Origin of the sequence: Burkholderia singularis (assembly GCF_900176645.1) — a bacterium.
In the GTDB taxonomy this organism is placed as follows: Bacteria; Pseudomonadota; Gammaproteobacteria; order Burkholderiales; family Burkholderiaceae; genus Burkholderia; species Burkholderia singularis.
The window spans coordinates 15653-40498 of the sequence record NZ_FXAN01000126.1 but is presented as its reverse complement, the minus strand read 5'-3'; the positions used below and the strand labels follow the sequence as shown (position 1 = coordinate 40498).

The 24846-nt window shown below is 66.2% G+C and carries 26 protein-coding genes, 2 tRNA genes and 1 pseudogene; 17 read left to right on the top strand and 12 right to left on the bottom strand.

The window, feature by feature from the left end; genetic code table 11:
• The first annotated feature begins 168 nt into the window (after positions 1-168).
• The 6 genes and pseudogenes from fdxA to BSIN_RS24085 all read left to right on the top strand — a co-directional run bounded on the left by fdxA (position 169) and on the right by BSIN_RS24085 (position 2701).
• Complete coding sequence (gene fdxA / locus BSIN_RS24110) at positions 169-492, top strand: ferredoxin FdxA (protein WP_059519138.1); 324 nt, start codon at positions 169-171, stop codon at positions 490-492.
• Between the two features lie 112 nt (positions 493-604).
• Positions 605-680 (top strand) — tRNA-Asn (locus BSIN_RS24105).
• Between the two features lie 95 nt (positions 681-775).
• Positions 776-851, top strand: a tRNA-Asn gene (locus tag BSIN_RS24100).
• Between the two features lie 131 nt (positions 852-982).
• Positions 983-1465: a CreA family protein gene (locus tag BSIN_RS24095; protein WP_089342287.1), complete on the top strand. Its 483-nt coding sequence runs from the start codon at positions 983-985 to the stop codon at positions 1463-1465.
• A gap of 66 nt (positions 1466-1531) precedes the next feature.
• Positions 1532-1663, top strand: a pseudogene (locus BSIN_RS26670) (AraC family transcriptional regulator); the annotation flags it as partial.
• Between the two features lie 246 nt (positions 1664-1909).
• Positions 1910-2701, top strand: coding sequence for a DUF4088 family protein (locus BSIN_RS24085; RefSeq protein ID WP_089342285.1), 792 nt, complete (start codon positions 1910-1912; stop codon positions 2699-2701).
• Between the two features lie 261 nt (positions 2702-2962).
• On the opposite strand, the gene BSIN_RS24080 is transcribed toward BSIN_RS24085, so the two are convergent.
• Positions 2963-3505: a hypothetical protein gene (locus BSIN_RS24080; protein ID WP_059519131.1), complete on the bottom strand. Its 543-nt coding sequence runs from the start codon at positions 3503-3505 to the stop codon at positions 2963-2965.
• A 295-nt stretch (positions 3506-3800) separates the two neighbouring features.
• On the opposite strand from BSIN_RS24080, the gene BSIN_RS24075 reads away from it, so the two are divergent.
• From BSIN_RS24075 to fumC, 3 genes are all read left to right on the top strand, one after another.
• Positions 3801-4022: an RNA-binding S4 domain-containing protein gene (locus tag BSIN_RS24075; RefSeq protein ID WP_059519328.1), complete on the top strand. Its 222-nt coding sequence runs from the start codon at positions 3801-3803 to the stop codon at positions 4020-4022.
• A 127-nt stretch (positions 4023-4149) separates the two neighbouring features.
• Positions 4150-5535, top strand: coding sequence for an MATE family efflux transporter (locus BSIN_RS24070; RefSeq protein WP_089342284.1), 1386 nt, complete (start codon positions 4150-4152; stop codon positions 5533-5535).
• Positions 5536-6079: 544 nt separating this feature from the next.
• Positions 6080-7471 (top strand): class II fumarate hydratase, encoded by a 1392-nt coding sequence (gene fumC / locus BSIN_RS24065; RefSeq protein ID WP_089342283.1) that lies wholly within the window; start codon positions 6080-6082, stop codon positions 7469-7471.
• 295 nt (positions 7472-7766) lie between these two features.
• Here the strand turns inward: fumC and BSIN_RS24060 are convergent, their stop codons facing one another.
• Positions 7767-8273, bottom strand: coding sequence for an acyl-CoA thioesterase (locus BSIN_RS24060; protein ID WP_059571944.1), 507 nt, complete (start codon positions 8271-8273; stop codon positions 7767-7769).
• Between the two features lie 201 nt (positions 8274-8474).
• The gene (locus tag BSIN_RS24055) at positions 8475-8711 is read right to left on the bottom strand and encodes a hypothetical protein (protein ID WP_143757545.1); all 237 of its coding nucleotides are present in this window, start codon (positions 8709-8711) and stop codon (positions 8475-8477) included.
• A gap of 83 nt (positions 8712-8794) precedes the next feature.
• Here BSIN_RS24055 and BSIN_RS24050 point away from each other — a divergent pair, with 83 nt between their 5' ends.
• Both BSIN_RS24050 and BSIN_RS24045 read left to right on the top strand, forming a co-directional pair.
• On the top strand, positions 8795-9505 hold the full coding sequence (locus BSIN_RS24050) for an ArsR/SmtB family transcription factor (RefSeq protein WP_089342281.1): 711 nt from the start codon (positions 8795-8797) through the stop codon (positions 9503-9505).
• 159 nt (positions 9506-9664) lie between these two features.
• Complete coding sequence (locus tag BSIN_RS24045; protein ID WP_089342280.1) at positions 9665-12151, top strand: DUF6600 domain-containing protein; 2487 nt, start codon at positions 9665-9667, stop codon at positions 12149-12151.
• 83 nt (positions 12152-12234) lie between these two features.
• Here BSIN_RS24045 and BSIN_RS24040 read toward each other — a convergent pair whose 3' ends face one another.
• The gene (locus tag BSIN_RS24040) at positions 12235-13206 is read right to left on the bottom strand and encodes a thymidylate synthase (RefSeq protein WP_089342354.1); all 972 of its coding nucleotides are present in this window, start codon (positions 13204-13206) and stop codon (positions 12235-12237) included.
• Between the two features lie 180 nt (positions 13207-13386).
• Here BSIN_RS24040 and BSIN_RS24035 point away from each other — a divergent pair, with 180 nt between their 5' ends.
• Positions 13387-13890 (top strand): dihydrofolate reductase, encoded by a 504-nt coding sequence (locus BSIN_RS24035; RefSeq protein WP_089342279.1) that lies wholly within the window; start codon positions 13387-13389, stop codon positions 13888-13890.
• A gap of 191 nt (positions 13891-14081) precedes the next feature.
• Here BSIN_RS24035 and pmbA read toward each other — a convergent pair whose 3' ends face one another.
• Positions 14082-15455, bottom strand: a complete 1374-nt coding sequence (gene pmbA, locus BSIN_RS24030) for a metalloprotease PmbA (RefSeq protein WP_089342353.1) — start codon at positions 15453-15455, stop codon at positions 14082-14084.
• Between the two features lie 126 nt (positions 15456-15581).
• Here pmbA and yjgA point away from each other — a divergent pair, with 126 nt between their 5' ends.
• Together yjgA and mog are read left to right on the top strand one after the other, a co-directional pair.
• Entirely contained in the window at positions 15582-16184 is a 603-nt protein-coding gene (gene yjgA, locus BSIN_RS24025; RefSeq protein WP_305883051.1) for a ribosome biogenesis factor YjgA, read from the top strand.
• Positions 16168-16797, top strand: a complete 630-nt coding sequence (mog, locus tag BSIN_RS24020; protein ID WP_173678751.1) for a molybdopterin adenylyltransferase — start codon at positions 16168-16170, stop codon at positions 16795-16797. Before yjgA ends, mog begins: the two co-directional genes overlap by 17 nt.
• 76 nt (positions 16798-16873) lie before the next feature.
• On the opposite strand, the gene orn is transcribed toward mog, so the two are convergent.
• Entirely contained in the window at positions 16874-17488 is a 615-nt protein-coding gene (gene orn / locus BSIN_RS24015; RefSeq protein WP_089342277.1) for an oligoribonuclease, read from the bottom strand.
• A gap of 172 nt (positions 17489-17660) precedes the next feature.
• Between orn and BSIN_RS24010 the strand changes: the two genes are divergently transcribed.
• The 3 genes from BSIN_RS24010 to BSIN_RS24000 all read left to right on the top strand — a co-directional run bounded on the left by BSIN_RS24010 (position 17661) and on the right by BSIN_RS24000 (position 20296).
• Complete coding sequence (locus BSIN_RS24010) at positions 17661-18920, top strand: M48 family metallopeptidase (RefSeq protein WP_089342276.1); 1260 nt, start codon at positions 17661-17663, stop codon at positions 18918-18920.
• Positions 18917-19861, top strand: coding sequence for a ribosome small subunit-dependent GTPase A (gene rsgA / locus BSIN_RS24005; RefSeq protein WP_089342275.1), 945 nt, complete (start codon positions 18917-18919; stop codon positions 19859-19861). Before BSIN_RS24010 ends, rsgA begins: the two co-directional genes overlap by 4 nt.
• A gap of 117 nt (positions 19862-19978) precedes the next feature.
• On the top strand, positions 19979-20296 hold the full coding sequence (locus tag BSIN_RS24000; protein WP_089342274.1) for a putative signal transducing protein: 318 nt from the start codon (positions 19979-19981) through the stop codon (positions 20294-20296).
• A gap of 246 nt (positions 20297-20542) precedes the next feature.
• On the opposite strand, the gene BSIN_RS23995 is transcribed toward BSIN_RS24000, so the two are convergent.
• From BSIN_RS23995 to rpsP, 6 genes are all read right to left on the bottom strand, one after another.
• Positions 20543-21481, bottom strand: coding sequence for a CobD/CbiB family protein (locus tag BSIN_RS23995; RefSeq protein ID WP_089342273.1), 939 nt, complete (start codon positions 21479-21481; stop codon positions 20543-20545).
• Positions 21482-21648: 167 nt separating this feature from the next.
• Positions 21649-22329: a CoA pyrophosphatase gene (locus tag BSIN_RS23990; protein ID WP_143757543.1), complete on the bottom strand. Its 681-nt coding sequence runs from the start codon at positions 22327-22329 to the stop codon at positions 21649-21651.
• An 86-nt stretch (positions 22330-22415) separates the two neighbouring features.
• Positions 22416-22808 (bottom strand): 50S ribosomal protein L19, encoded by a 393-nt coding sequence (rplS, locus tag BSIN_RS23985; protein ID WP_059519105.1) that lies wholly within the window; start codon positions 22806-22808, stop codon positions 22416-22418.
• A gap of 136 nt (positions 22809-22944) precedes the next feature.
• Entirely contained in the window at positions 22945-23736 is a 792-nt protein-coding gene (gene trmD, locus BSIN_RS23980; protein ID WP_089342272.1) for a tRNA (guanosine(37)-N1)-methyltransferase TrmD, read from the bottom strand.
• Position 23737: 1 nt separating this feature from the next.
• Entirely contained in the window at positions 23738-24427 is a 690-nt protein-coding gene (rimM, locus tag BSIN_RS23975) for a ribosome maturation factor RimM (RefSeq protein WP_089342271.1), read from the bottom strand.
• 42 nt (positions 24428-24469) lie between these two features.
• Positions 24470-24724 (bottom strand): 30S ribosomal protein S16, encoded by a 255-nt coding sequence (gene rpsP / locus BSIN_RS23970; protein ID WP_004189402.1) that lies wholly within the window; start codon positions 24722-24724, stop codon positions 24470-24472.
• Between the last annotated feature and the right edge of the window lie 122 nt (positions 24725-24846).

Sequence of the window (24846 nt, the reverse complement as noted above, 5' to 3'; positions counted from 1 at the left end):
GCCGCAGCCTCTGCGGCGCGCCCCGATCCGCCATAAACTAATCACGAAACGGTATAAGCCGGAACGGGCGGTGCGCGATGCGGGTTTGACGCATCAGTTACAATGCCGGTTTTGGCGCGCCGCGCCTTCCCCCGTACATATAGATACCCCGCCGCAGGAGCGTTTTGAATGACCCACGTTGTGACCGAAGCGTGCATCAAGTGCAAATACACGGATTGCGTCGATGTGTGCCCCGTGGACTGTTTCCGTGAAGGTCCGAATTTTCTCGCGATCGATCCGGACGAGTGCATCGACTGCGCGGTGTGCGTCGCCGAATGCCCGACCAATGCGATCTATGCGGAAGAGGACGTGCCGGGCGACCAGCAAAAGTTCACTCAGCTGAACGCCGAACTCGCGAAGCTCTGGCCGTCGATCACGAAAACGAAGCCCGCCCCCGCCGACGCCGACGAGTGGAAAGACGTCCAGGATAAGCTGCATCTGCTCGAGCGCTGATCGCACGCGTGCCGATCCGGTACCGGTTTGCGGCGCCGATGTGCAAAAACGATCGTCAAAGTATTGACACGGATGTAGTTAGCCAATAGAATCTCGTTTCTCTGCTGTTTGTTCCCCGATAGCTCAGTCGGTAGAGCGCCGGACTGTTAATCCGTAGGTCCCTGGTTCGAGCCCAGGTCGGGGAGCCAAGAATTGCAAAGGCCCGTGCAAGCGGGCTTTTTCATGGCCGCCTCGTCTTCCTGCTTTTGCCGGCGCGAGCGTCAAACATGCCGAACCGTTTTATTCCCCGATAGCTCAGTCGGTAGAGCGCCGGACTGTTAATCCGTAGGTCCCTGGTTCGAGCCCAGGTCGGGGAGCCAAACATAGAAGGCCCGTCGCGCGCGACGGGCCTTTTTGCTTTTCCGCGCTTTTGTCCCGCCGCGCACCTTCGCGCCGACGGCAGCATGCTAGAGTCGTGCTCTCTTCTCGACACGTCCCTGGTTCGCCGCCGATGAAAAACCGCTATTTCGCCGCTCTCTGCGCCTGCGCCACCCTCTTCTCGCTCAACGCGCCGGCCGCGCGCGGCGAGGAAGTCGCAAGCGTCAACACCAACTTCCGCCTGACCGGCTCCGACCGCGTCGTGGTCGAAGCCTACGACGATCCGCTCGTCGTGGGCGTCACGTGCTACGTGTCGCGCGCACGCACGGGCGGCATCAAGGGCAGCCTCGGCCTTGCCGAAGATCCAACCGAAACGTCGATCGCATGCCGGCAAGTCGGCCCGATCAAGTTCAGCGAACCGCTGCGGCAGCAAACCGACGTGTTCAGCGAGCGGATGTCGCTGATCTTCAAGACGCTGCACGTCGTGCGTGTCGTCGACAAGAAGCGCAACACGCTTGTCTATCTGACCTACAGCGACCGGATCGCCACCGGCAGCCCGAAGAACAGCGTGAGCGCCGTGCCGGTGCCCGCCGACACGCCGATCCCGACCAGGTAAGCGCACGTTCCGCGAAAGTCTCGCCGTGACGCGCGCCGGGCACACGCCGCGCGCTCGCGCGAACAAGTGCGCTATTGGCATACACCGCTGCTGCCGGACGCGGATTTCGTCGCGGCCGCTTACCGCGATCACGCGTTTGCGCCGCATTGGCACGATGCATACGCGGCTCCCGTCATCGAGGCGAGTGCCGAGCGTTACCTGATCGCCCGGTCGCGACGCGCCCGCCCGTCGCGCGGAACAGGGCCGGCCTCAAGTTCCCGCGCGCACCGCCGTTAAAAAGATGCACACCCGTGCCGCGCGCTGCTCCGCCAACGCAGCCCGCGAGGCGGGACGGCCGCCCCAATCGTCCCGCCCGTTTCCGCCAAGCCTGAGCGGCCCGTGCGCCGCGGCCGCGCATGAGCACAAGCGCCGTCAGACCGACGGCATCGAGCACCGAGACTACCTATGGGCCAGATCACCCTGTCGCTGAAAGAAGACACCATCGCGTCGCTGCGCAAGGACTACGACGCGTTCGTGCGCGTGTCGCTGAAACTCGACCCGCATTTCGCGACGCCATCGTTCGAGGATTTTCTGCGCGCGAAGCTGCTCGACAGCATGGTGCCGCTCACCGAGCATGCCGTACAGCGGCTGCTGCAAGGCGGTCAGTACGCGTGGGCAAAGCGCACACTCGACAAGGAATTTCCGGATGTCGTCGCCATCCTGATCCGGCAGGCAGGCGAATTCGGTTTCGGTTTCGCGTCGCGCTCGGAATGGACGCCCGACGAACTCGCCCAAGCGTGCCGCAACTGGGCAGCGGCGATCGTCTCCGGCGCGCAAGGCGATGCCGCGCTCGTCGATCCGCTCGCCGCGCAGATCAACGCAGCCGTCACCGACATTCAGATACTCGAGGAGCGGATGCAAACACCCGCGTGGCGACTCGCCGAATCGCTGCGGCAGCGCGTATACGAGGCCAAGCTCGCCTGCGAGATGAGCGTCGGCAGCGCGGCGCGCGAAAAGCTCGGCGAATTGCGTGCCCTGCTGCGGCTCGGCATTTCGCACGGTTCGTTCCAGAAGCAGGAGGCGCAGCAGATGATGGAGTATCTGCGGCTTTTGAAGCCTGAAATCTTCATGGAAGAACCTCATGACGTCTTTGCGCGGCTCGCCGCGTGGCTGCGCGGCGTATTCACGCCTGCGCAGGCGACGGCGCGCGGTGCGCAGCAGCCGTCGCAGCCGCCTGGGCAGCGGCGCCAGTCATAAACAGAACGCACGGAAAGCGGCCGACGCGAACGCAGCCGGACTGACATCGTCCAGGCAGGTTCGAGCGCCCGAATGCCGATCATCCTGACGGACGATGGCCAGCCCGGCACCTGCGCGGCTGGCTGCGCCACGCAGAAATCGGACTGGCCATCGGTTGGCGGTCCGGCTCGTCTCGAGCGAATCCGGACGCACGGCTGCGAACCGGTGTGCGGCGATCAAGCAGCTCCGGGGCAAGCCGCCCGCACCGCACCGGAACGCAAATTACTCGCCCGCGCCGGCCTTCGCGCTGCCGTTGACGGACAGCGAGCCGTTTGCCGCTCCCGCGGTGCCGTTCGCAACCCCGCTGGTTGCGCCGCCGAGCGTGGCCGTCGCGCCGTTCACCGCGCCGCCGACGGCATTGCCGGCCGCATTCGCCGCACCGTTGACGGCGCCGCCCGCCACGCCCGTTGCCGCCTTCACGGTATCGCCGGTCGCGTTCGTCGCGCCTTCGACCGCGCCGCGCGCCGTCGACTTCGCATCGGCGCCGAGTTCCGCCGCCTCGTCAGCCTTCGCCTTCGCATGGCTCTTCGCATGCGCCACATGCTTCTTCGCGGAGTGCTTCGCGGCATTCGCCGCGGCTTGCGGCGAAGCCGCCGACAGATCGCCGCTCGCGCCAAGCTGCGCGTTCACGCCGGCCTTCTGGCCGAGCACTTCGGCCGACGCGCCCGTCGAACCCTGCGTGGACACGCCTGCCGTCTGTGCGAAAGCGGAGGTCGCCAACGCCGCCGCAGCAGCACCGATCAGCATCATACGAAACTTGGACATTGCCATTCTCCTCAAGATAAGTCGTCGAAGCGACGGACGCGGACGGTCCGTCACAACCGGCTTGCCGCAACATGCGCGGCAAGTGGATGTACAGACCGGACGGTTTCGAGCGCAGTTCGCCGTTCTCGCCAACTGTTACCCACCGTTTCATTTGCTGACGACTTCGATACACTCCTTTACACACGTGCTCCCGCAACTGCCGCGCGCCGCCGGCACACGGCCGCTCACCGCGCACTTCGCTTATGATGCGCAACCGCGCCGCGCCGCGCGCATGCGTTCCTTTCGTCTCATTGCCATGCCCAATCTCGATTTCACGCTGACCGGCGAATTCGTCGAACTCCACAATCTGCTCAAGCTCACCGGACTCGCGGACAGCGGCGGCTCGGCGAAGATGCTCGTCGCATCAGGCGCCGTCAAAGTCGACGGCGCCATCGAGCTGCGCAAGACCTGCAAGATCCGCGCGGGTCAGGCGGTGCTCGTCGGCGATACGCGCATCGCCGTGCATGGCGCGCCGTAGCCGCGCTTGCCCACGCCAGCCGCATGGCCATCGGCAGCCGTAATCGACAGCGAATGCCGAAACCCGTAAGCTGATCGTCTCCCAAAAATAAGCATTGCGCAGGCAAAGCGCTTGCGCAAACGCGTCCATGCCCTCTTCCGGTTTCACACGAGCGGCCGCCGCGCCGCCTACGCTATCGCGCCATGCCGCGGACACCGCGCGCCTCGCCGCGCCGCTCGCGATCGCCCAGCTTGCGCAGATGGCGATGAGCGTCACCGACACCGTGCTGCTCGGCTCGCTCGGCCCCGACGCGCTCGCCGCCGGCGGCCTGGGCGCGAACTTCTTTTTTGTCGTCGTCACGCTGCTGCAAGGCGTGCTGACGTCGGTCAGCGTGAGCGTCGCGCACGCGCGCGGCGCGAAGGCCGAGCATCGCGTGCCGCATATCTACTGGACGGGCTTCGCGCTGTCGCTCGTGCTCACGGTGCCGGCGTTCGCGTTGCTATCGTTCGCCGAGCCGTTGCTGCGCGCGTTCGGCGAGCCGCCCACGCTCGCGCGCAACGTCGGCGAATATGCGGCCGTGCTGCGCTTCGCCGCACCCGGCAGCCTGATCGGCGTCGGGCTGATGCGCTCGTTTCTGCCGGCGATCGGCGCCGCGCGGCGGTTGCTGTGGGTATCGGTCGCCAGCGTCGGCGTCAACGCATTCCTCAACTACGGCTTGATCCACGGCGCATTCGGATTGCCGAGGCTCGGCTTTCTCGGCTCCGCGGCCGCGACGACCATCACGATCTGGCTTAGCGCAATCGCACTCGTCACGCTGCTGCACGGGCAGTCGACATTCAAGCATTTCGTCGCCGTGTCGCGGCCGCGGCTGCCGCTGATGGGCGAGCTGTTCGGCATCGGCTGGCCGGTCGCGATCACCTACGGCGTCGAATCGACGCTATTTCTCGCCACCGGCCTGAGCGTCGGCGTACTCGGCGAGGCATCGCTCGCCGCGCATCAAATCGCGCTCAACGTCGCATCGGTGGCGTTCATGGTGCCGCTCGCCATCGGGCAGGCGGCGAACGTTCGCGTCGGCTACTGGGCGGGCGCAGGCGCGGCCGTCGCCGCGCGGCACGCGGGCTTCGTCGCGCTCGGGCTCGGCATTGCGTTCATGTCGCTATCGGGGCTCGTGCTCATCGCCGCACCGCATGCGATCGTCGGCCTTTACTTGAAACTCGACGATCCGGCCAACGCGCACACGGTCGCGCTTGCGACATCGCTGCTCGGCATCGCCGCCGTGTTTCAGATCGTCGATGGAATGCAGACGGTCGGCTCGGGCTGTCTGCGCGGCCTGAAAGACACGCGCGTGCCGATGCTCGCCGCAGCGCTCGGCTACTGGGGCATCGGTTTTCCGACCGGCTACTGGTTCGCGTTCCATGCGGGGCTCGGCGCGCGCGGGCTGTGGTGGGGGCTTGCGGCCGGCCTGGCGAGCGTCGCCGTGCTGATGACCTGGCGTTTCCACCGCAAGAGCGTGGCACTGGGCGCGCACGGGTAAGCGTGTCGAGCGCCCGGGAAACCGCCCTTGATGAAGGCCGCCCCGGCGCGCGCGGGTTTGCAAGCGCGCTGATGCCGGGCCGTCTCATGCCGCTTGATCGGCTCGCTGGCCGCTGGCCGCAGCGATGCGTTTGGCCAGGCCGCGCGCATGGCGAATCGCGACGCCGGTTGCGGAATGTCGTGCCGAAGCGGCGCGGCACCGCTTCGAATGCGCCAGCCAATCGTTCCTTCGCAGACAACGCGGCTTGGCGGATTTCCCGCCGTTTCTCCGCCCCGCGCTCCCGATTTCCGGCTCCCTGGCTCTACGGCTCCCCAGCCCCTGGCCGCTCATCTATCCGGCGGCTGCCGCCTCCTTTCCACCGTTCGTTCCGCGCATCGCGCCCGCGCCACCTCTCGCTGGGCGATCCCATCCGCTTCGCATCGCGGCACAAAACCACGCGCGGCGCTATGCTTGCCGATTGAACCCGCCGTCGCGAGAACGGTGCCCGTCCCCGCAAACCTGTGCCGCGTGCGGCGCGGCGTTCCCGTGACCTAAAGGAGCCATCATGACCGAAGCAGTACGGATTGAACGCGATACGTTCGGAGAAATCGCAGTGCCGGCCGCCCGTCTATGGGGGGCGCAAACGCAGCGCTCGCTGCAAAACTTCAAGATCTCGACCGAAAAGCAATCGCCCGAGCTGATCCACGCGCTCGCACTGATCAAGCGCGCGGCGGCGGCCGTCAACCTCGAACTCGGCGTGCTGCCGGACGACAAGGCGCGCGCGATCATCGCCGCCGCCGACGAGATCATCGCGGGCCAGCACCCTGACGAGTTCCCGCTCGCGGTCTGGCAAACGGGCTCGGGCACGCAGACCAACATGAACTTGAACGAAGTGATCGCGAACCGCGCGAGCGAATTGCTCGGCGCGCAGCGCGGCGAAAATCGCAACGTGCATCCGAACGACGACGTCAATCGCGGCCAATCGTCGAACGACGTGTTTCCGACCGCGATGCACGTCGCCGCTGCGCGCGCGATCGTCGCGCATCTGCTGCCCGCGCTGCGCACGCTGCGCGCGACGCTCGACGCGAAAGCGCACGCGTTCGCCGGCATCGTGAAGATCGGCCGCACGCACCTGCAGGATGCGACGCCGCTCACGCTCGGCCAGGAGTTCTCGGGCTATGTCGCGCAGCTCGATCAGGGCATTCGCCATGTCGAATCGGCGCTGCCGCACTTGTACCAACTCGCGCAGGGCGGCACCGCGGTCGGCACCGGATTGAACGCGCATCCGCAGTTCGCCGCGCGCGTCGCGGCCGAGATCGGCCGGCTGACCGGGCTGCCGTTCGAGAGCGCGCCGAACAAATTCGAGGTGATGGCGGCGGCCGACGCGCTCGTGTTCGCGCATGGCGCGCTGAAAACCGTTGCGGCGAGCCTGATGAAGATCGCAAACGATGTGCGCTGGCTCGCGAGCGGACCGCGCTGCGGGTTCGGCGAACTTTTGATCCCGGAAAACGAGCCGGGCAGCTCGATCATGCCGGGCAAGGTCAATCCGACCCAGTCCGAAGCCGTGACGATGCTGTGCTGCCAGGTATTCGGCAACGACGTCGCGGTGAACTTCGGCGGCGCAAGCGGCAATTTCGAGCTGAACGTGTTCCGGCCGATGATCGCGCACAACGTGCTGCAATCGGTGCGGCTGCTCGCGGATGGCGCGCAAAGCTTCAACGATCATTGCGCGATCGGCATCGAGCCGAACCTCGCGCGCATCGACACGCTGCTGAACGAATCGCTGATGCTCGTGACGGCGCTCAATCCGCATATCGGCTATGACAAGGCCGCGCAGATCGCGAAGAAGGCGCACAAGGACGGCACGACGCTCAAGGCCGCGGCGCTCGCGCTCGGCTTCGTCACCGAAACGCAGTTCGACGAATGGGTGCGTCCGGAGCAGATGGTCGGCAATTAACGCGCGCGAACGGCTCGAGAAGGCGCGATACGGTGGCACCGGCGGCAGGCCGTGCCACGGGATAGGCCTGAGCGGATCGAACGAGGCGGTAGCCGCCCCAACCACATGGCACCGCTCGAAGCTCGAAGCCCGAGCCCCACGTCACCCGGCTGCGCATGCCGCCTTGGCCGGGCGACGCGCGCCGCATCGCGTGCTTAGCCGCGCCGCGCGCGTCGGGGTGCGGAGTGCGGGGTGCGCGCGCATGATCGATCCGCGGGGGCAACGCCGTCGCGCCGCCCCCGCGGGCATCCGCTCGTCACACCACCCCTTTCGCGACTTCCTCGGGCTTGAGTTCGACGATCTTGTCGAGCGCGTCCTTCACGTCCATCGCGTACTGCGCGAGGCGCTTCTGCTCGTCGGTAGCGGGCACGAACGGCGGCACCGGCACCGGATTGCCGTTCTCGTCGACTGCGACGAACACGACGAGGCAATCGGTGGTCTGGCGCAGCACGCCGCCCTTCGGGTCGCCGGCGTGCACCGATACGTGAATGTGCATGCTGGTGCGCCCCGTCGCCACGACACGCGCCTTCAATTCCACCAGATTGCCGACGAGGATCGGCCGCTGAAACCGGATGTTGCCGACACTCACCGTCACGCAATAACGGCTCGACCAGATCGCCGCGCATGCATAGGCGGTCTCGTCGATCCATTTCATCAGCGCGCCGCCATGCACCTTGCCGCCGAAATTGACGGACGTCGGCTCGGCGAGAAAGCGGAAAACGGTTTCGGTGCGATCAACAGGCGCGGTGGGAGTAGCTGGCATCTCGGCGGGCTCCAGTATTGCGGCAATGCAAAAAGACGCGTCGATTATACTGCGCCGCGACATAAAGCCGCAGCCGGCGAGCCGCTCCGCCACGGGTCCGTAGGCGTCCACCGGGCGGCGCGCGGCCGCCGGTTGCAACGCCGACGCCGGACATGCCGTCGGAACCGCGCGACCGAACCACCTCATCGCGCACCGGCAGCCTCAATTGCGAATCGTCACGCCACGGTCGATCGTGCCGTACATTTCGATGCTCCCGGTTCCGGCGCCCGCATTGGCGCCCCCTTGCGCGCAGCCCGCGCAGACGGCTGCGATCAGCAGGATCGGCGCAAGAATCTTGATTGAACGAAGCATGGTCGAGCGTGCGGCGCGCAAGGGCCGCGCGCCGCGTTTAGTCAGCGGATTGTTGCATTTTACGCGCGCCCCGCCCGCGCCGCGCATTCGATATTTCATCCAATCCGGAAACATCGGAGCCGCCAACCGTCTACACTCCCAACCGCCCCCTTCGCCCGTCAGGATCGCCCATGCCCGCCTCCGACCACCACCCATCCCTCCCCGGCCTGAACCGTATTGGCGCGCTGCTCGCCGACCCCGGACGCACCACGATGCTGTGGGCGCTGATGGACGGCAGCGCACGCCCGGCGGGCGAGTTGACGTTGATCGCCGGGCTCTCGCCTTCCGCGGCGAGCGCGCACCTCGCGCGGCTCACCGACAGCGGCCTGCTGGCGCTCGACGTGCGCGGCCGGCACCGCTACTACCGGATCGCATCGCCCGACGTCGCCGCGGCCATCGAGGCGCTGGCGAACGTCGCGCAGGCGGCGGCGCAGCAGCGTCCGGCGCTGCGCGCCGCGCGCACCGTGCCGCTCGACATGCGCTACGCCCGCACCTGCTACGACCACATGGCGGGCGAGCTCGCGGTGCAGATGTTCGACGCATTGAGCGCGCGCAGTTGGCTGACTGCCGAAAACGGCACGATCGACGTGACGGCAACGGGCACCGCGCAATTTGCGCAATGGGGCATCGACGTCGTCAGCGAGCGCGCGAAGCGCCGCCGTTTCGCATGCACGTGCGCCGACTGGAGCGAGCGGCGCCCTCACCTCGGCGGCGCGCTCGGCGCGGCGCTGCTCGGCTGCTTTCACCAGCACGGCTGGATCGAGCAGGCGGGCAAGCCGCGCGTGCTGCGCGTGACGCCGGCCGGCCAGCGCGCATTCGATGCATGGCTTACCCGCCGATGACGCGGGCTTTCATCGCTCTGACGAAACGGGCGGCGCGGACAACTCTTGTTACATGCGCATCAAATTGCATAACAAAAGACCGGCATTGAAACATGCGCAGCGGATAGAGTGGACTCATACGGCGCATGCCACGCCGGACATAACAGAGACCACACGACCATGTCAGCCGCCTGCGCTTTGCCCAATCTGCCACGCATCGCACGCTACACGATTGCCGCGGCGGCCGCGCTCGCCGCGTGGCAACCGGCTTTCGCACAAACCTTCGACGCGCGTGCCGCGGCGGCAGCCGCCACGCAGCAACCGGACGGCGATCCGCCCAGCCGCGTCGCGCGGCTGAATTATTTGTCCGGTGCCGTCACGACAGAGCCCGCGGGCGCGAGCGACTGGTCATATGCGGCCGTCAACCGTCCGCTGACGACGGGCGACCAGCTGTGGAACGATGCGGGCGCGCGCTCGGAGTTGCACATCGGTTCGAGCGCGGTGCGCCTGGGACAGTCGACGAGCCTGTCGATCCTCAATCTCGACGATACGAACGCGCAGCTCAAGGTGCCGCTCGGCACGCTGTCGACGCACGTGCGCGACTTGGCGCCCGGCACGTCGTATGAGATCGACACGCCGAATCTCGCGCTCGCCGTCGGCTCGCCCGGCGACTATCGCGTCGATGTCGCGCCCGACGGCGCGAGCACGGCCGTCACCGTGCGACGCGGCAGCGCGACCGTCTATGGCGACAATACGCAGATGCCGGTATCGGCCGACCAACGCGTCGTCTTCACGGGCACCGCGTTGCAGGTGGCGGACACCACCCCCGCACCGCCGCCCAACAGCCTCGACGAATGGGCGGCGAGCCGCGATGCGGCCGAGGAGCGCTCGGTGTCGGCACGTTACGTGTCGCGCGACATTCCCGGTTATCAGGATCTGGACGCGAACGGCACGTGGCGCGACACCCCCGACTACGGCGAAGTCTGGGTGCCGAGCGCGGTGCCGGCCGATTGGGCGCCGTACCGGACCGGCCATTGGATCTGGCAGGCGCCGTGGGGCTGGACCTGGATTGACGATCAGCCATGGGGCTTCGCGCCTTACCACTATGGCCGTTGGGCGTATGTCGGCAACGCGTGGGCATGGGTGCCCGGGCCGCTCGTCGTCAGTGCGCCGCCGCCGTGCTATGCGCCGGCGCTCGTCGCCTTCGTCGGCGGCGCGGGCGGCGGGTTCGACTGGAGCGTGAGCCTCGCGATCGGCGGCATCGCCGCGGCGGGCGTCGCGTGGTTCCCGCTCGGCCCGCGCGACCCGTGGCGGCCGAGTTGGGGCGGCTGGAGCCCGCACTACTATCAGCGCGTGAATCAAACCGTGATCGTCAACAACGGCACGATCAACACGGTCAACGTCAACAAGACGGTGAACGTGACGAACATCACGAACATCCATAACACGTATGTCAACTTCCACGCGCCGAACGCGGTGACGGCCGTGCCCGCGACGGCGTTCGTTCACGGCCAGCCAGTCGCGCATTTCGCGCAGAAGGTCGATCCGCAGCAATGGCGCAACGCACGCATCGGCTCCGGCGCGCCCGGCCTTGCGCCCGTGCGGCAGAGCTTGGCGGGCGAGTTGCGCAACGCGGTGTACCGGCCGCCCGCAGCCGTCGAACAACGCTCGATCGTCGCGACGCGCAATCCGGTCGTGCCCGCCGCCTATCGCGACCGGCTCGCCGCGCACCTGGTGCAAAGCGGCGCGCTGGTACCGGGCGCCGGCGTCCCCGTCGTGAAGACCGCTGCGCCGCCGAACTACGCGATGCGGCAGATGCACGCGATCGGCAATACCGGCGAGCCAAGCCACTGGGCGATGCGCAACGTACAGCTCGTCGACACGCACACGCCACTCGCGCCGCCGCTGCGCGGCCCGCAACCCGGCGGCGGTAATCCGGCAGCGGCCGCGCGCGCCACCCAGCGTGCGCAAGCCGGCGCACCACCCGCGAACGCGACACAACCGGAGATGCCGCAAAACAATGCTGCGCACGGGGCTTCCGTCCCGCCGAACGCAATGCGGCCGGTCAATCCCGCTCCATCGGCCAACAACGGCGTGCCGAGGCCGCCCGCGTTCGATGAGCCTTCCGTGCGCAACCATGCCGGCACGCCGGGTGACACGCCGCGCGCGCAGCCGTCATGGTCCGTCCCGCATCCGCCGATCGCGCAGCAGCGCGCAAGCGGCGCGAACGATCGGCCAGTGCCTGCGTCGGCCGCTCAATCGCGCCCGAACGGCGTGCCGGATACGTTGCCCGATTACCGGTCACCGATGCCAAGCGCACCGCCGCCGATCCGCGCGGCGCGCTCTGCGCCCACACCGCAAATGCCGTCGCCGGTAAGCCCGCAGCCGGCATGGCAAGCGCAGCGCAACGAGTTCGCCGTCCGGCAGATGCCGCACGGCACCCAGCGCGAAACGCCGCCGCCGAACGCGGCGCCGCGTAACGACTATCGTCCGCCCGCGTCCCTGCCGACAATGGAAGCGCCCCGGATCGAGCCTCGCCCCGCACCGTCACCGCAGCCCGCGCCGCGCGCGCCTTCCCCGCCCGCGCGCCAGGCACCGGCCCATCCGATGCGCCCAGATCAGCCGCACGCGTTCGACGCACACTTCAATGCACGCCGGCACACATAACGCACCCAGTAAAAAACCCATGAAATTCACGGGTTTTTTTACTCTGCAGACACGGGCCGGAACCCGCAATGCCAACGCGTCGCTCAAACCGCCATCGGCGCGGTCAATGGCTCGTGATGCCGATAGTCGACGAGCGAAAAATCCGACGGCTCGATGCGCTCGAGCCACTCCGGCTCATACTTGCCCGTCTTCGCGAACTCGGGCACCCGCTCGGCGATCTCCAGCCGCGGGCTCGCGAACGGCTCGCGCTGCAACTGCTGGTTCAGCATGTCGAGCTGATTTTCGTAAATGTGCGCATCGCCGATGAAATACGTGAACCAGCGCGGCGCATAGCCCGTCAAGCGGCCGACGAGCGACAAAAGCGCCGCGCCTTCGGCGAGATTGAAGGGCGTGCCGAGCCCGACGTCGTTGCTGCGAATGTACAGACACAGCGAGATCTCCCGCCGCTCGACGTTCGGCAAGAACTGGTACAGCAGGTGACACGCGGGTAGCGCGATTTCGTCGAGCACCGCCGGATTCCAGCCGTGGAACAGAATGCGGCGGCTCGACGGATCGCGGACAATCGTATCGAGACAATCGCGCAACTGGTCGATCGCCTTATGCATCAGCACTTTGCGCGCGTCGCCGTGCTCGAATTGCGCGACTACGCGATAGCCGCGCGACAGCGCGTCGGTGATTTGCGCATCGGCCCGCGCATCGAGCACCTTGTAGCCCGGCCAGCGGCGCCATTGCACGCCGTATACGTCGCCGAGATCGTCGTCGCCGAGCCGATACGGATTCGCGAGCCACTGCGCATTGTCGTTCGCGTTCGCATCCCACACCTTGCAGCCGAGCGCGCGAAAATCGGCCGCGCTGCGCTTCGCGCGCAGGAAGCCGACCAACTCCCCGATCGCCGACTTGAACGCGAGCTTCTTCGTCGTCACGGCGGGAAAGCCCTGTTGCAGATCGAAGCGCAGCATCGCACCGGGGATGCTGATCGTGCGAATGCCGGTGCGGTTGGTCTGCCAGGTGCCGGTGTCGAGAATGGTGCGAACGAGGTCAAGATACTGTTTCATGCGAATTCCTTTGGCCGCGGCAAGCGGCCGCATCGCGCCCATTTTAGCAAGCCAGCCGAATCGCGGCCCGGCCGTGCCCGCGTCCGGCAATGGCCCCCGCGCGGCCGCGCGAGCGCCGTCATCGCGCTCAGCGCAATCCGGTAGAATCGGGCCTTTGCGTTTTCCGCTTCCTTTTCCGTCATGACGACGCTGACCCTGATCGTCGCGCGCGCCCGCAATGGTGTCATCGGCCGCGACAACCAGCTCCCGTGGAAACTTCCCGAGGATCTCGCGTATTTCAAGCGAACGACGATGGGCGCGCCCGTCATCATGGGCCGCAAGACATACGAATCAATCGGCCGGCCGCTGCCCGGCCGCCGCAATATCGTCGTCACACGCGACGGCGCGCGGCGCTTCGACGGCTGCGACACCGCGACGTCGCTCGACGCGGCGCTCGCGCTCGCCGCGCGCGACGGCGCGGCCGAAGCGTTCCTGATCGGCGGCGCACAACTGTACGCACAAGGCATCCGGCAAGCAGACAAGCTGCTCGTCACCGAGATCGATCAGGATTTCGAAGGAGATGCGTCGTTTCCCACGCCCGATACGGCGCAGTGGGAAGAAGTGTCGCGCGATGCGCATCGCGCGGCGATGCCGAATGATTTCGCCTACGCATTCGTCGTTTACCGGCGCAGACACCCGGGCTGAACAACACCGGCACGCGTTGACGCGTCATCCGTTCGACGGATCGGCGCCCCGCATTCACCGGCGCATGCGCAACGGGCATGCGTTGCCGATATCGGCGCAATCCGCCGCTCGAGCGCAAACAAAAAGCGCCGCGACAAGCGAAGCGGCGCTTTTTATCGACTGCGACGCGGCGGCTGGGCTGCCGCTCGCACTTACTGCCCCGCGATCGTCATCTGCTCGATCAGCACCGAGCCGGTTTCCTTCGTGCCTCGCACGATCGTATCCGCGCCGATCGCGACGATATGGCGGAACATCTCCTGTAACGTGCTCGCGACGGTGATTTCCTCGACCGGATACTGAATCACGCCGTTCTCGACCCAGAAGCCCGCCGCGCCGCGCGAATAATCGCCCGTCACATAATTGACGCCCTGCCCCATCAATTCGGTCAGCAACAGGCCCGTGCCGAGCTTTTTCAGCATCGCGTCGAAATCGTCGCCAGGCTGCGTCTGCGCGCTCCTGAGCGCCAGGTTATGCGAGCCGCCCGCGTTGCCGGTCGTCTGCGTGCCGAGCTTGCGCGCGGAATACGTCGACAGAAAATAGCCTTCGACGACGCCGTCGCTCACGACGCTGCGCGCGCGGGTACGCACGCCTTCCTCGTCGAACGGCGCGCTGCCCATCGCACGCGGCACGTGCGGGTCCTCGACCACCTGCACGTGCGGCGCGAATACTTGCTTGCCCAGGCTGTCGACGAGAAACGACGTCTTGCGATACAGCGCACCGCCGCTTACCGCCTGCACGAACGCGCCGAGCAGCCCCGCCGCGAGCGGCGCCTCGAACAGCACCGGCACCTTGCGCGTATCGAGACGGCGCGCGCCGATCCGCGCGAGCGCGCGCTCGGCCGCGTAACGGCCGACCAATTCGGGCGGCGCGAGATCGTCCGCGCGGCGCTTGGACGTGTACCAGTCGTCGCGCTGCATCAGCCGCCCGCTGCCCGCGATCGGCGCGCACGCGACGTAGTGCCGCGAGTATGGATAGCCGCCGACGAAGCCGCGCGACGTCGCGAGCACAAATTGCGAGTGCTGGGCGGATACGCTCGCGCCTTCCGAATTGCGGATTTGCGGGCTGACCGCGAACGCGGCGTCCTCCGCGCGGCGCGCGATTTCAACCGCGTCGTCGGCCGACACGTGCCAGGGGTGATACAAATCGAGATCGCGCGGCTCGGTCTCGAGCAGCTCGGCCTCGGCGAGCCCCGCCGCATCGTCCTCGGCGGTGAAGCGCGCGATGTTGTATGCCGCCGCGACCGTATCCTTCAGCGCCGCCGGCGAGAAATCCGACGTGCTCGCGTTGCCGCGCTTCTTGCCGATGAAAACCGTCACGCCGACCGTCTTGTCGCGATTGTGCTCGATCGTCTCGATCGCGCCGCGCCGCACCGATACCGACAGCCCGTCGCCCTCGGAAATCTCGGTGGCGGCGTCGGTCGCGCCGAGCGCCTTCGCGTGCCGGAGGATGTCGGCCGCGATGTTTTTCAGTTCGTCCTGCGTATGCGGAAAATGACGCGCGGGGGCGTCGGCGAGGTTTGCAGCCATCGTCGTGGTATCCGGTGGCGGGCGGATCGCCCGCATGTTTCGAAATGTGCGTATCCCGCGATCATAGCAAGGTCCGGCGCCGCTGACGCGGTTCGGCGAACGCTGCGCCGCGATACAATGCCGCCCATGACACGCAAAACCCGCATCCAACCGATCGAGCCCGCCGCCGACGATGCCGGCCACGGCTACGATCGCCCCAGCAAATCGCAATTGAAGCGCGACATGCACGCGCTGCAGGAACTGGGCGCCGCCCTCGTCGAACTGCCGAAGGACGCGCTCAAGCGCATGCCGATGCCGGAGGATCTCGCCGACGCCGTCGCCGAGGCACGCCGGATCACCGATCACGAAGGCAAGCGCCGTCAAGTCCAATATGTCGGCCGCGTGATGCGCTCGCTGTCCGACGGCGAGACGGCGGCGCTGCGCGCCGCGCTCGACGCGCAGCGCGGCGTCAATAAAGCCGAAACCGCGCGGCTGCATTGGATCGAGCGCACCCGCGAGCACCTGCTCGCGAACGACGACGCGCTCACCGCGTTCATCCGCGAATATCCGTCGGCCGACGTGCAGGAGGGCCGCACGCTGATTCGCAATGCGCGCAAGGAAGCGCAGCAGGGCAAGCCGCCGCGCTACTTCCGCGAACTGTTCCAATGGATCAAGACGGCGAGCGCCGCGGCAGATTCGCACGGCGAGGATTCCCCCGCCGCCGAGGACGATCATGACGACCCAGCGTAATCATCCCGACGAACTCGTGGTCGGCATCGTGTCGATCAGCGACCGCGCATCGAGCGGCGTCTACGAGGACAAAGGCATTCCGGCGTTGACCGACTGGCTCGCGGGCGCGCTCGCATCGCCGTGGCGCGCCGAGACCCGGCTCATCCACGACGACGCGCAGACGATCTCGGCCACGCTGATCGAGCTGGTCGACATCGCACGCTGCGATCTGGTGCTGACCACCGGCGGCACCGGCCCGGCGCGCCGCGACGTGACGCCCGAGGCGACGCTCGCGGTCGCGACGAAGGAAATGCCCGGCTTCGGCGAGCAGATGCGGCAGATCAGCCTGAATTTCGTGCCGACCGCGATCCTGTCGCGGCAAGTCGCGGTCATCCGCGAAACGCCGGACCACGCGGCGCTGATCGTCAACCTGCCCGGCCAGCCGAAATCGATCAAGGAAACGCTGGAAGGGCTGCGCGGCGACGATGGCAAGATTCAGGTGCCCGGTATCTTCGCTGCGGTGCCGTACTGCATCGATCTGATCGGCGGACCTTACGTCGACACGCATGCGCACATCTGCGCGGCATTCCGGCCCAAGAGCGCGGTGCGCGCCCCGAAGTCATGCGGCACGTGACGTTCGTCGCATGACGCATTGCAGCAAGCCGGCAGCGTGCGGCGCGGCGCGCCGCACGCGAGCGCGAACGGGCGCGTTACGCCGCCCCGCCGGCCGCAGCCTGCGTCACCGGCTGAATCAGGAAATGCTCGCGGTAATACTTGAGTTCGTCGATCGATTCGTGAATATCGGCAAGCGCCGTATGCATCGCACGCTTCTGGAAGCCCTTGTAGACCGCCGGTTGCCAGCGCCGGCACAGCTCCTTGAGGGTGCTGACGTCGAGGTTGCGGTAATGAAAAAAACGCTCGAGTTCCGGCATCCAGCGCGCCATGAATCGCCGGTCCTGGCAAATCGAATTGCCGCACATCGGCGATTTGCCGGGCGGCACATACTGGCCGAGAAACGCTTCGATCTGCGCGGCGGCGGCCGCCTCGGTGACGCTCGACGCGCGCACGCGCTCGATCAGGCCCGAGCGGCCGTGGGTGTTCTTGTTCCAGTCATCCATCTTCGCGAGCGTTTCGTCGCTTTGATGAATCGCAAGCACCGGCCCCTCCACCGCGATATCGAGCGTCGAATTCGTCACGACCACGGCAATTTCGATGATACGGTCGCTATCCGGATTCAGACCCGTCATTTCCATATCGAGCCAGATGAGGTTCAGTTCATTGCGAACGAGCGCGGGCTGGCCGGCCGCGGCGGAAATATCGGTCATGTCGATCCTGCGAAATTGGCAAATGCGAAAACACACTGCGCACATGGCGGAACGCCCCGCGCGCCGCTCCGGCGGCCGGCCGGCAAAGCTGACCGCCCCGCCGGCAAACCCGCCAACGGACGGTGTGCACAAGAACATATAATTCTCGCATAGATACCTACTCACGCCCTCGATGTCCGCCTATACCTTCACCCTGCTCTTCGCCGCCGCGCTCGTCGCGATGACGGGCACCAAGCTGTGGCTTGCGTCCCGGCAGATCCGCTTCGTCGCCGCACATCGCAACCGCGTGCCCGCGCAATTCAGCACCACCATCCCGCTCGCCGCGCATCAGCGCGCGGCCGACTACACCATCGAGCGCACCCGCTTCGCGATGATCGAGATTGTCGCGGGCGCCGCGGTGCTCGTCGGGCTGACGTTGTTCGGCGGCGTCGGCGCGCTCGACACGCTGCTCACGCGCTGGCTCGGCCACGGCTACGGCCAGCAGGTGGCGCTCGTCGCTGCCGTGCTCGCGATTTCGGGCGCGATCGACTTGCCGTTCGATTACTACCGCCAGTTCGGCATCGAGGAACGCTTCGGCTTCAACCGGATGACAAAGCGGCTCTTTTTCACCGATCTCGCGAAGAACACGCTGCTCGGCGCCGCGCTCGGCCTGCCGCTTTTGTTCGTCGTGCTGTGGCTGATGAATCAGGCGGGGTCGTACTGGTGGCTTTGGACATGGGCCGTATGGGGCGGCTTCCAAATGCTCGTGCTGGTGCTCTACCCCACCTTCATCGCGCCGCTGTTCAATAAATTCGAGCCGCTGTCCGACGACGCGCTCCGCACGCGGATCGAAGGCTTGATGAAGCGCTGCGGCTTCGCGGCAAAGGGCCTGTTCGTGATGGACGGCAGCCGCCGGTCCGCGCATGGCAACGCGTATTTCACGGGCTTCGGCGCGGCCAAGCGGATCGTATTCTTCGATACGCTGCTCGCGCGCCTGTCCGGCAACGAGATCGAGGCCGTGCTCGCGCACGAACTTGGCCATTTCAAACGCCGGCACGTGCTCAAGCGCATGGTCTGGTCGTTCGTGCTGAGCCTCGCGCTGCTCGCGCTCCTCGGCTGGCTTGCGCAGCGCGCGTGGTTTTACGCGGGCCTTGGCGTGATGCCGTCGATGTCGGGCAGCAACGCGGGCGTCGCATTGATCCTGTTCTTCCTTGCGATGCCGGTGTTCCTGTTCTTCGTCACGCCGCTGGGCAGCCTGAGTTCGCGCAAGCACGAATTCGAGGCCGACGCGTTCGCCGCGAGCCAGACCGACCCGCGCGATCTCGTCAACGCACTCGTCAAGCTCTACGAGGACAACGCATCGACGCTCACGCCCGACCCCGTCTACACGGCGTTCTACTATTCGCACCCGCCCGCGTCGCAACGCATCGACCGGCTGCTCAAGCATTCATGAAGCGCGCGTCGACCAAGCAGGCGGCAAGGGCCGCCGCGCGCGGCGGCGAGCGCGCCGAAGGCCGCGTGATCGCCGCGCACGGCCGCCACTACATCGTCTCGCCAGCCACGGGCGGCCCGCTGTTGCAATGCTTTCCGCGCGGCAAGAAAAGCGAGATCGCGGTCGGCGACAACGTGCGCTATGAGCAGACGTCGGCCGATCAAGGCGTGATCGTCGCCATCGACGAGCGCCGCAATCTTCTGTACCGCTCCGATCAATTCAAATCGAAGCTTTTCGCCGCGAATCTCGATCAGTTGCTGATCGTGCTCGCGACCGAGCCGCATTTCAGCGAGGATCTGCTCGGCCGCGCGCTGATCGCCGCGGAGGCGAACGAACTCAAGCCGATCGTCGTGCTGAACAAGATCGACGTCGGCGCCGCGCTGCCGGCCGCGCGCGCGCGGCTCGCGCCATACCGCGCCCTCGGCTACGATGTGCTCGAACTGTCGGTCAAGGGCGCGCCCGACAACGCGCGCGCGCAGCTCGCGCCGCGCCTCGCCGGCCATGCGACGATCCTGCTCGGCCAATCCGGGATGGGCAAATCGACCCTCGTCAATTTGCTTGTGCCCGACGCCGAAGCGGCAACGCGGGAGATTTCGGCGGCGCTCAACAGCGGCCGCCATACGACGACATTCACCCGCCTCTATCCGCTGCCGGAGGGCGGCTCGCTGATCGACTCGCCGGGATTTCAGGAATTCGGCCTCTATCATCTGACAGAAGGGCGCCTCGAACGCGCATTCCCCGAGTTCCGGCCGCTGCTGCCGCACTGCCGTTTCTATAATTGCCACCATCTGCACGAGCCGGGATGCGCGATTCTCGACGCGCTCGCCGACGGCCGGATCGCACCAGCCCGTCATGCGCTGTATGCGCAGCTCGTACACGAGGCGAGTCAAGTCGTCCGTTGATTGACAGCCGGATGCGCGGGCCGGCGCGGCCACGCTCACAACCCGTTCGACGCATCCGTCGACGGGCCGCCGGCTCGCTGCTTTTCGAGTTTCGGCCGCACGCAGGAGGACTCCGCAATGCGCTTCAAGGCTCCCGATCTCGCCACTGCCCAGCACTGGGCCAATGTGCTCGATGTCGCCGGCATCGGCTGCGAGCTGCACAACCGCTACGCGGGCGGCGCACTCGGCGGCCTGCCGCTCGATGCGTGCCTGCCCGAGCTATGGCTCGACGATGAGCGCGACGAAGCGCTGGCGCGGCGGCTGCTCGCGGCGGCCTCGCTCGAACCGGCACCCGGCGCGTCGCCATGGCGCTGCGCGCACTGCGGCGAGATGCTCGATCCGCAATTCACCGCCTGCTGGCACTGCGGCATGGGCCGCGATCCGCGCGACAGCTGACATGCGATAGATGCGATATCGCCCACAAAATGCCGTCGCCGCCGTCATTGCCCTTGCCATTGCCGCGAGATGAAGGCCGCGATCCGCGAAGATACCCGAAGCGGCAAAAACGCCGCACCAGGCCGGCTCATGAAAAACACCCCAAAAATCGGATGGGCGTCCAATCTTTGGGGTGCGATTCAAGCGAAGCGCGAAGCCAGTTTTTTGCTTATCGGACCAGCCACGCAAGTTTGCCTCTTGCCGCCGTCACGATACCCAGACGGCAATCGTCAGCATCAATAGCAACAGCATCCACAAAATCACCGCGCGCCAAACCAGACCGACGGCCGATTGCAGCGTGCGCGGCGTGCAGTCGTCGCCGACCGTCAGCGGATCGGTATCGCCCGATGCAAGCGCGTCGACGCTCGACGGTTCGGCGAGGGGCCCGGCGAGCCGCGCGCCGAGCGCACCGCCGCCGGCCGCCAGCAACACGCCGTCATTCGAATCAGGCCACTGCCGCGTATGATTGCGCCAAGCGTAGATCGCATCCTCAAAATTGCCGACGATCGCAAACCCGAGCGCGGTCAGACGCGCCGGTACCCAGTCGATCACGAAGAACGCGCGCTGCGCGAACGTCGAAAACGCCGCAGTACGCTCGTCCGCCGGCGCGCGCCAGCTACGCGACAGATATTCCGCGATCCGGTACAACACCGCGCCCGCGGGGCCAACCGGCAGCACGAACCAAAAAAACACGCCGAATACGTGCCGGTGCGACGCGACCACGGCATGAATCAACGTATGACGGACGATTTCGCCGACCGGCATATCGACCGTATCGATACCCGTCCATTCGCGAAGAATGTCGCGCGCGCGCGGCACATCGTCGTTGTTGAGCGCGAGATGGATATCGGTGAAGTAATGGCTGAATTGGCGGAAGCCGAGCGTGAAATACACGACGACGACGTTCCACATGAACGCGAGCACGAAGCTCACTTTGTACAGCAGAAAATAGATCAGGGCGACGGCGAACACCCACGGCAGCACGACGACGAGCCACGCGAGCACCCCATGCCGCTCCTTGCCGGCGTCAAAGCCGTGCGCGGCGGTTTCCGCATGAGACTGAAACAGCGCAAAGGCCGGATTGTTCGGCGACAGCGCGCGGATCTGTTCGATGATGAGCGCAAGAAGAACCGAGAAGAAAGTCATGCGAAAAGCCGTGTTTACGGATAATTGATTTTTCGCATAACGATAGCACAGCGCGTGTTCAATGGCTCGCCGCATGCATCCGCCGCGGCGTCTGGTCGATGCACGCCCGGCGTGAACCACTCGCGAACCTGCGGCGGCGGCGCGCAAAACAGGCGCGCGACTGAGCACTAGGCCGCGAGAAAACGGTACAGATTACGGAGCATCCCAGCCGTGACGCCCCAGATGAAATACCGGCCGCCACCCGCATCGCGCGGATAAGGCATCGCAAAAAACCGGCGCTCACCGCCCTGCCAATGAAATGTGCGCTCCTCGTGATGCGCCGGATTCATCAGAAAGTCGAGCGGCACTTCGAAGATCTCGGCCACTTCGAACGGGTCTGCCTGGACCGTAAACGGCGGATGCACGAGCGCGACGACGGGCGACACGCAAAAGCCGGTATTCGTCACATAGTCGGGCAGCACACCCAGCACCTCGACGTGCTCGGACGCAAGCGCGATCTCCTCGCGCGCCTCGCGCAGCGCAGTGGCAATCGCATCGCGGTCGCCCGGCTCGTGGCGCCCGCCCGGAAAACTGATCTGGCCCGCATGGTCGCTCAGATGATCGGTTCGCTGCGTCAGCAACATCGTGAGGCTGCGATTGCGCACGACAATCGGCACCAGCACGGACGCGCTGCGCAGCTCGATATCGATCGAATGCGACTCGTGCGGCTCCTGCCGCCACTCGGGCGGCCGCGCGAACCGTTCGCGCAGGCTCGCCGGCGTCAGGCGCTCGGCCGGCACGGGAGGCAAATCCGCGCCAGTCGCGACGATCGGCAACGCTTCGGGGTCGATGATAGGGCGACGGATCAAGGACAAGCTCTTATTCGATGAATATGGCCACATTGTCGCGCCGAAATAAAAAAAGCACCCTGACGGGTGCTTTTTCCTTACAGCTCTTACTCTTGCGCAGCAGCAGCGGTGCGATCCTTCGACACCAGCTTCTCCTTGATTCGAGCCGACTTGCCCGAACGCTCGCGCAGGTAGTACAGCTTCGCACGGCGCACGTCGCCGCGGCGCTTGACGACGATGCTGGCCAACAGCGGCGAGTAGGTCTGGAACGTGCGCTCGACGCCTTCGCCCGACGAAATCTTGCGGACGATGAACGACGAATTCAGACCACGGTTGCGCTTCGCGATCACGACGCCTTCGTAAGCCTGAACGCGCTTGCGGTTACCTTCCACCACGTTCACGTTCACGATCACCGTGTCGCCCGGGGCGAATTCGGGGATCGTCTTGCCTGCGAGCGCGCGCTCGATCTCTTCCTGCTCAAGTTTTGCAATCAGATTCATGACTGACTCCTATAGCCATCTTGTCGGCGTTCGCACCTGCCGGTCTCCCGGCTCGGCCCCGATAGAGGATGGATTTACATCAGGCGCCGCCCACGCATGGACGGCGCCGCCTTTTCGCGAACGGCACGAGCGACGCTCAAGGCGCCTTCGCTTCCTTCGCGAGACTCGCGAGCCATGCCTCGTCGGCACGGCTCAACAGCTTGTCGCGACGCGCCCGCTCGATCAGATCGGGACGTTTCGCGAACGTATTCTTCAGCGCTTGCTGCCGGCGCCAACGCTCGATTTCGGCATGATGGCCGCCTAACAGCACGTCCGGCACCCGAGCGCCCTCGTACTCCTCCGGGCGCGTGTAATGCGGACAATCGAGCAGCCCGTCGGCAAAACTGTCCTGCACCGCCGACTGCGCATCGTTCAACACGCCCGGCAGCTGCCGCACAACGGCATCCATCAGCGCCATCGCCGGCAGTTCGCCGCCGGACAGCACGAAATCGCCGAGGCTCAGCTCCTCGTCGACGCAGCGGTCGATGAGCCGCTGATCGATCGCTTCGTAGCGACCGCACAGCAGCACGACGCCCTGCTCGTTCGCCATCCGCATCACTCGCTGGTGCGTGAGCGGCGCGCCCTGCGGCGACATCATCACGACACGCGGCGCCGCGATCCCCTGCGACGACAAAGCTGCCTTCGCCGCGCCGATCGCCGCCTCCAGCGGCTTCGCAAGCATGACCATGCCTGGGCCGCCGCCGTATGGCCGATCGTCGACGGTACGGTAATTGTCGGCCGTGAAATCGCGCGGATTCCATGTGCGCAAACCGAACCGCCCCTGCTTCGCCGCGCGGCTCGTGATGCCCCAGTCGGTCAACGCGCGGAACATCTCGGGAAACAGCGTCACGACATCGAACTGGATCGCGCTTTGCGTGGCTTCGTCCATTTCAGTAATCGGCTTCCCAGTCGACGACAATGCGCCCCGCCGCTTGCTCTACCGCCTTTACATATACGCCGACGAACGGAATCAGCCGCTCGCCGGTTTTCGGCTGAGCATCGTTGCCGATCGCCGGATATTCGACGCGCATGATCGAATGCGCGCCGTTGTCGATCATATCGGCGACCTTGCCAAGTGCGATGCCCGCCTCGTTGACCACATCAAGGCCGATCAGATCGACCCAGTAAAACTCACCGTCGGACAGCGCCGGAAAATCGCCACGGCGCACGAACACGCGAAAGCCGCGCAGCGCGAGCGCGGCATCGCGATCGGCCAAGCCCGCCGGATGCGCGACGATCGCGTCCCCATGCGGCTTCGCCTGGACGATACGCGTGGACTTGCGCTCACCGCCTTTTTGCAACCACCAGTGGCGGGCCTTCAGCAGCGCGTCGCCGCCACGCCCTGCGCCGGCATGGGCCGCGATTTTGATCCAGCCCTTGAGACCGTATGCATCGACCACCGCGCCGACTTCGACCGCATCATCCGGCCAAGACTGCGCCGACTCGATGCGAACTGCTTCTGAATCTGCCGGGTCGCCACCCGCTCCGTCCGACGGAGCGTGCCCGACCGGCTTGCGGACAAATACGCCGAACGGCGCTGGCCGCCCGCGCTTCACACCGCCGGAATCGTGACCGGGCATCAGACCACCTCGCAGCCGGCACTTCCGGCAAACCGAGCCATATTAGGCAGCCGGTTGCGCCTTCTGCGCTTGCTTCACGAGACGTTCGACGGTCGGCGACAGCTGTGCGCCCACGCCTTGCCAATACGTCAGACGGTCTTGAGCGATACGCAGCGCTTCGCCCTTCGTCGCGACCGGGTTGTAGAAACCGACGCGCTCGATGAAACGGCCGTCACGACGGTTACGCGAATCGGTAGCGACGATGTTGTAGAACGGGCGCTTCTTCGAGCCGCCGCGAGCCAGACGGATGATGACCATATGAATTCCTTCGGGAAACCGGGTTCGAAAACTACTGAAACGTGAGATTATAGCCCGAATTTGATGGCGCAACAAACACTTACCAGCCAAAAAATGTTGACGTCATACGTGTTGCCCTTGCC

Coding starts and splice junctions, on each gene's coding strand:
- BSIN_RS24080 (WP_059519131.1), bottom strand. CDS start 3,505: ATGTCCAAGTTTCGTATGATGCTGATCGGTGCTGCTGCGGCGGCGTTG.
- BSIN_RS24085 (WP_089342285.1), top strand. CDS start 1,910: ATGGGCCAGATCACCCTGTCGCTGAAAGAAGACACCATCGCGTCGCTG.
- orn (WP_089342277.1), bottom strand. CDS start 17,488: ATGACCGATATTTCCGCCGCGGCCGGCCAGCCCGCGCTCGTTCGCAAT.
- rplS (WP_059519105.1), bottom strand. CDS start 22,808: ATGAATCTGATTGCAAAACTTGAGCAGGAAGAGATCGAGCGCGCGCTC.
- trmD (WP_089342272.1), bottom strand. CDS start 23,736: ATGGACGAAGCCACGCAAAGCGCGATCCAGTTCGATGTCGTGACGCTG.
- BSIN_RS24095 (WP_089342287.1), top strand. CDS start 983: ATGAAAAACCGCTATTTCGCCGCTCTCTGCGCCTGCGCCACCCTCTTC.
- fumC (WP_089342283.1), top strand. CDS start 6,080: ATGACCGAAGCAGTACGGATTGAACGCGATACGTTCGGAGAAATCGCA.
- mog (WP_173678751.1), top strand. CDS start 16,168: ATGACGACCCAGCGTAATCATCCCGACGAACTCGTGGTCGGCATCGTG.
- BSIN_RS24070 (WP_089342284.1), top strand. CDS start 4,150: ATGCCCTCTTCCGGTTTCACACGAGCGGCCGCCGCGCCGCCTACGCTA.
- rsgA (WP_089342275.1), top strand. CDS start 18,917: ATGAAGCGCGCGTCGACCAAGCAGGCGGCAAGGGCCGCCGCGCGCGGC.
- BSIN_RS24075 (WP_059519328.1), top strand. CDS start 3,801: ATGCCCAATCTCGATTTCACGCTGACCGGCGAATTCGTCGAACTCCAC.
- BSIN_RS24000 (WP_089342274.1), top strand. CDS start 19,979: ATGCGCTTCAAGGCTCCCGATCTCGCCACTGCCCAGCACTGGGCCAAT.
- BSIN_RS24040 (WP_089342354.1), bottom strand. CDS start 13,206: ATGAAACAGTATCTTGACCTCGTTCGCACCATTCTCGACACCGGCACC.
- BSIN_RS23995 (WP_089342273.1), bottom strand. CDS start 21,481: ATGACTTTCTTCTCGGTTCTTCTTGCGCTCATCATCGAACAGATCCGC.
- BSIN_RS24060 (WP_059571944.1), bottom strand. CDS start 8,273: ATGCCAGCTACTCCCACCGCGCCTGTTGATCGCACCGAAACCGTTTTC.
- BSIN_RS24010 (WP_089342276.1), top strand. CDS start 17,661: ATGTCCGCCTATACCTTCACCCTGCTCTTCGCCGCCGCGCTCGTCGCG.
- BSIN_RS24050 (WP_089342281.1), top strand. CDS start 8,795: ATGCCCGCCTCCGACCACCACCCATCCCTCCCCGGCCTGAACCGTATT.
- BSIN_RS24045 (WP_089342280.1), top strand. CDS start 9,665: ATGTCAGCCGCCTGCGCTTTGCCCAATCTGCCACGCATCGCACGCTAC.
- BSIN_RS24035 (WP_089342279.1), top strand. CDS start 13,387: ATGACGACGCTGACCCTGATCGTCGCGCGCGCCCGCAATGGTGTCATC.
- BSIN_RS24055 (WP_143757545.1), bottom strand. CDS start 8,711: ATGCGCGGCGCGGGCGGGGCGCGCGTAAAATGCAACAATCCGCTGACT.
- fdxA (WP_059519138.1), top strand. CDS start 169: ATGACCCACGTTGTGACCGAAGCGTGCATCAAGTGCAAATACACGGAT.
- yjgA (WP_305883051.1), top strand. CDS start 15,582: ATGACACGCAAAACCCGCATCCAACCGATCGAGCCCGCCGCCGACGAT.
- pmbA (WP_089342353.1), bottom strand. CDS start 15,455: ATGGCTGCAAACCTCGCCGACGCCCCCGCGCGTCATTTTCCGCATACG.
- rpsP (WP_004189402.1), bottom strand. CDS start 24,724: ATGGTCATCATCCGTCTGGCTCGCGGCGGCTCGAAGAAGCGCCCGTTC.
- rimM (WP_089342271.1), bottom strand. CDS start 24,427: ATGCCCGGTCACGATTCCGGCGGTGTGAAGCGCGGGCGGCCAGCGCCG.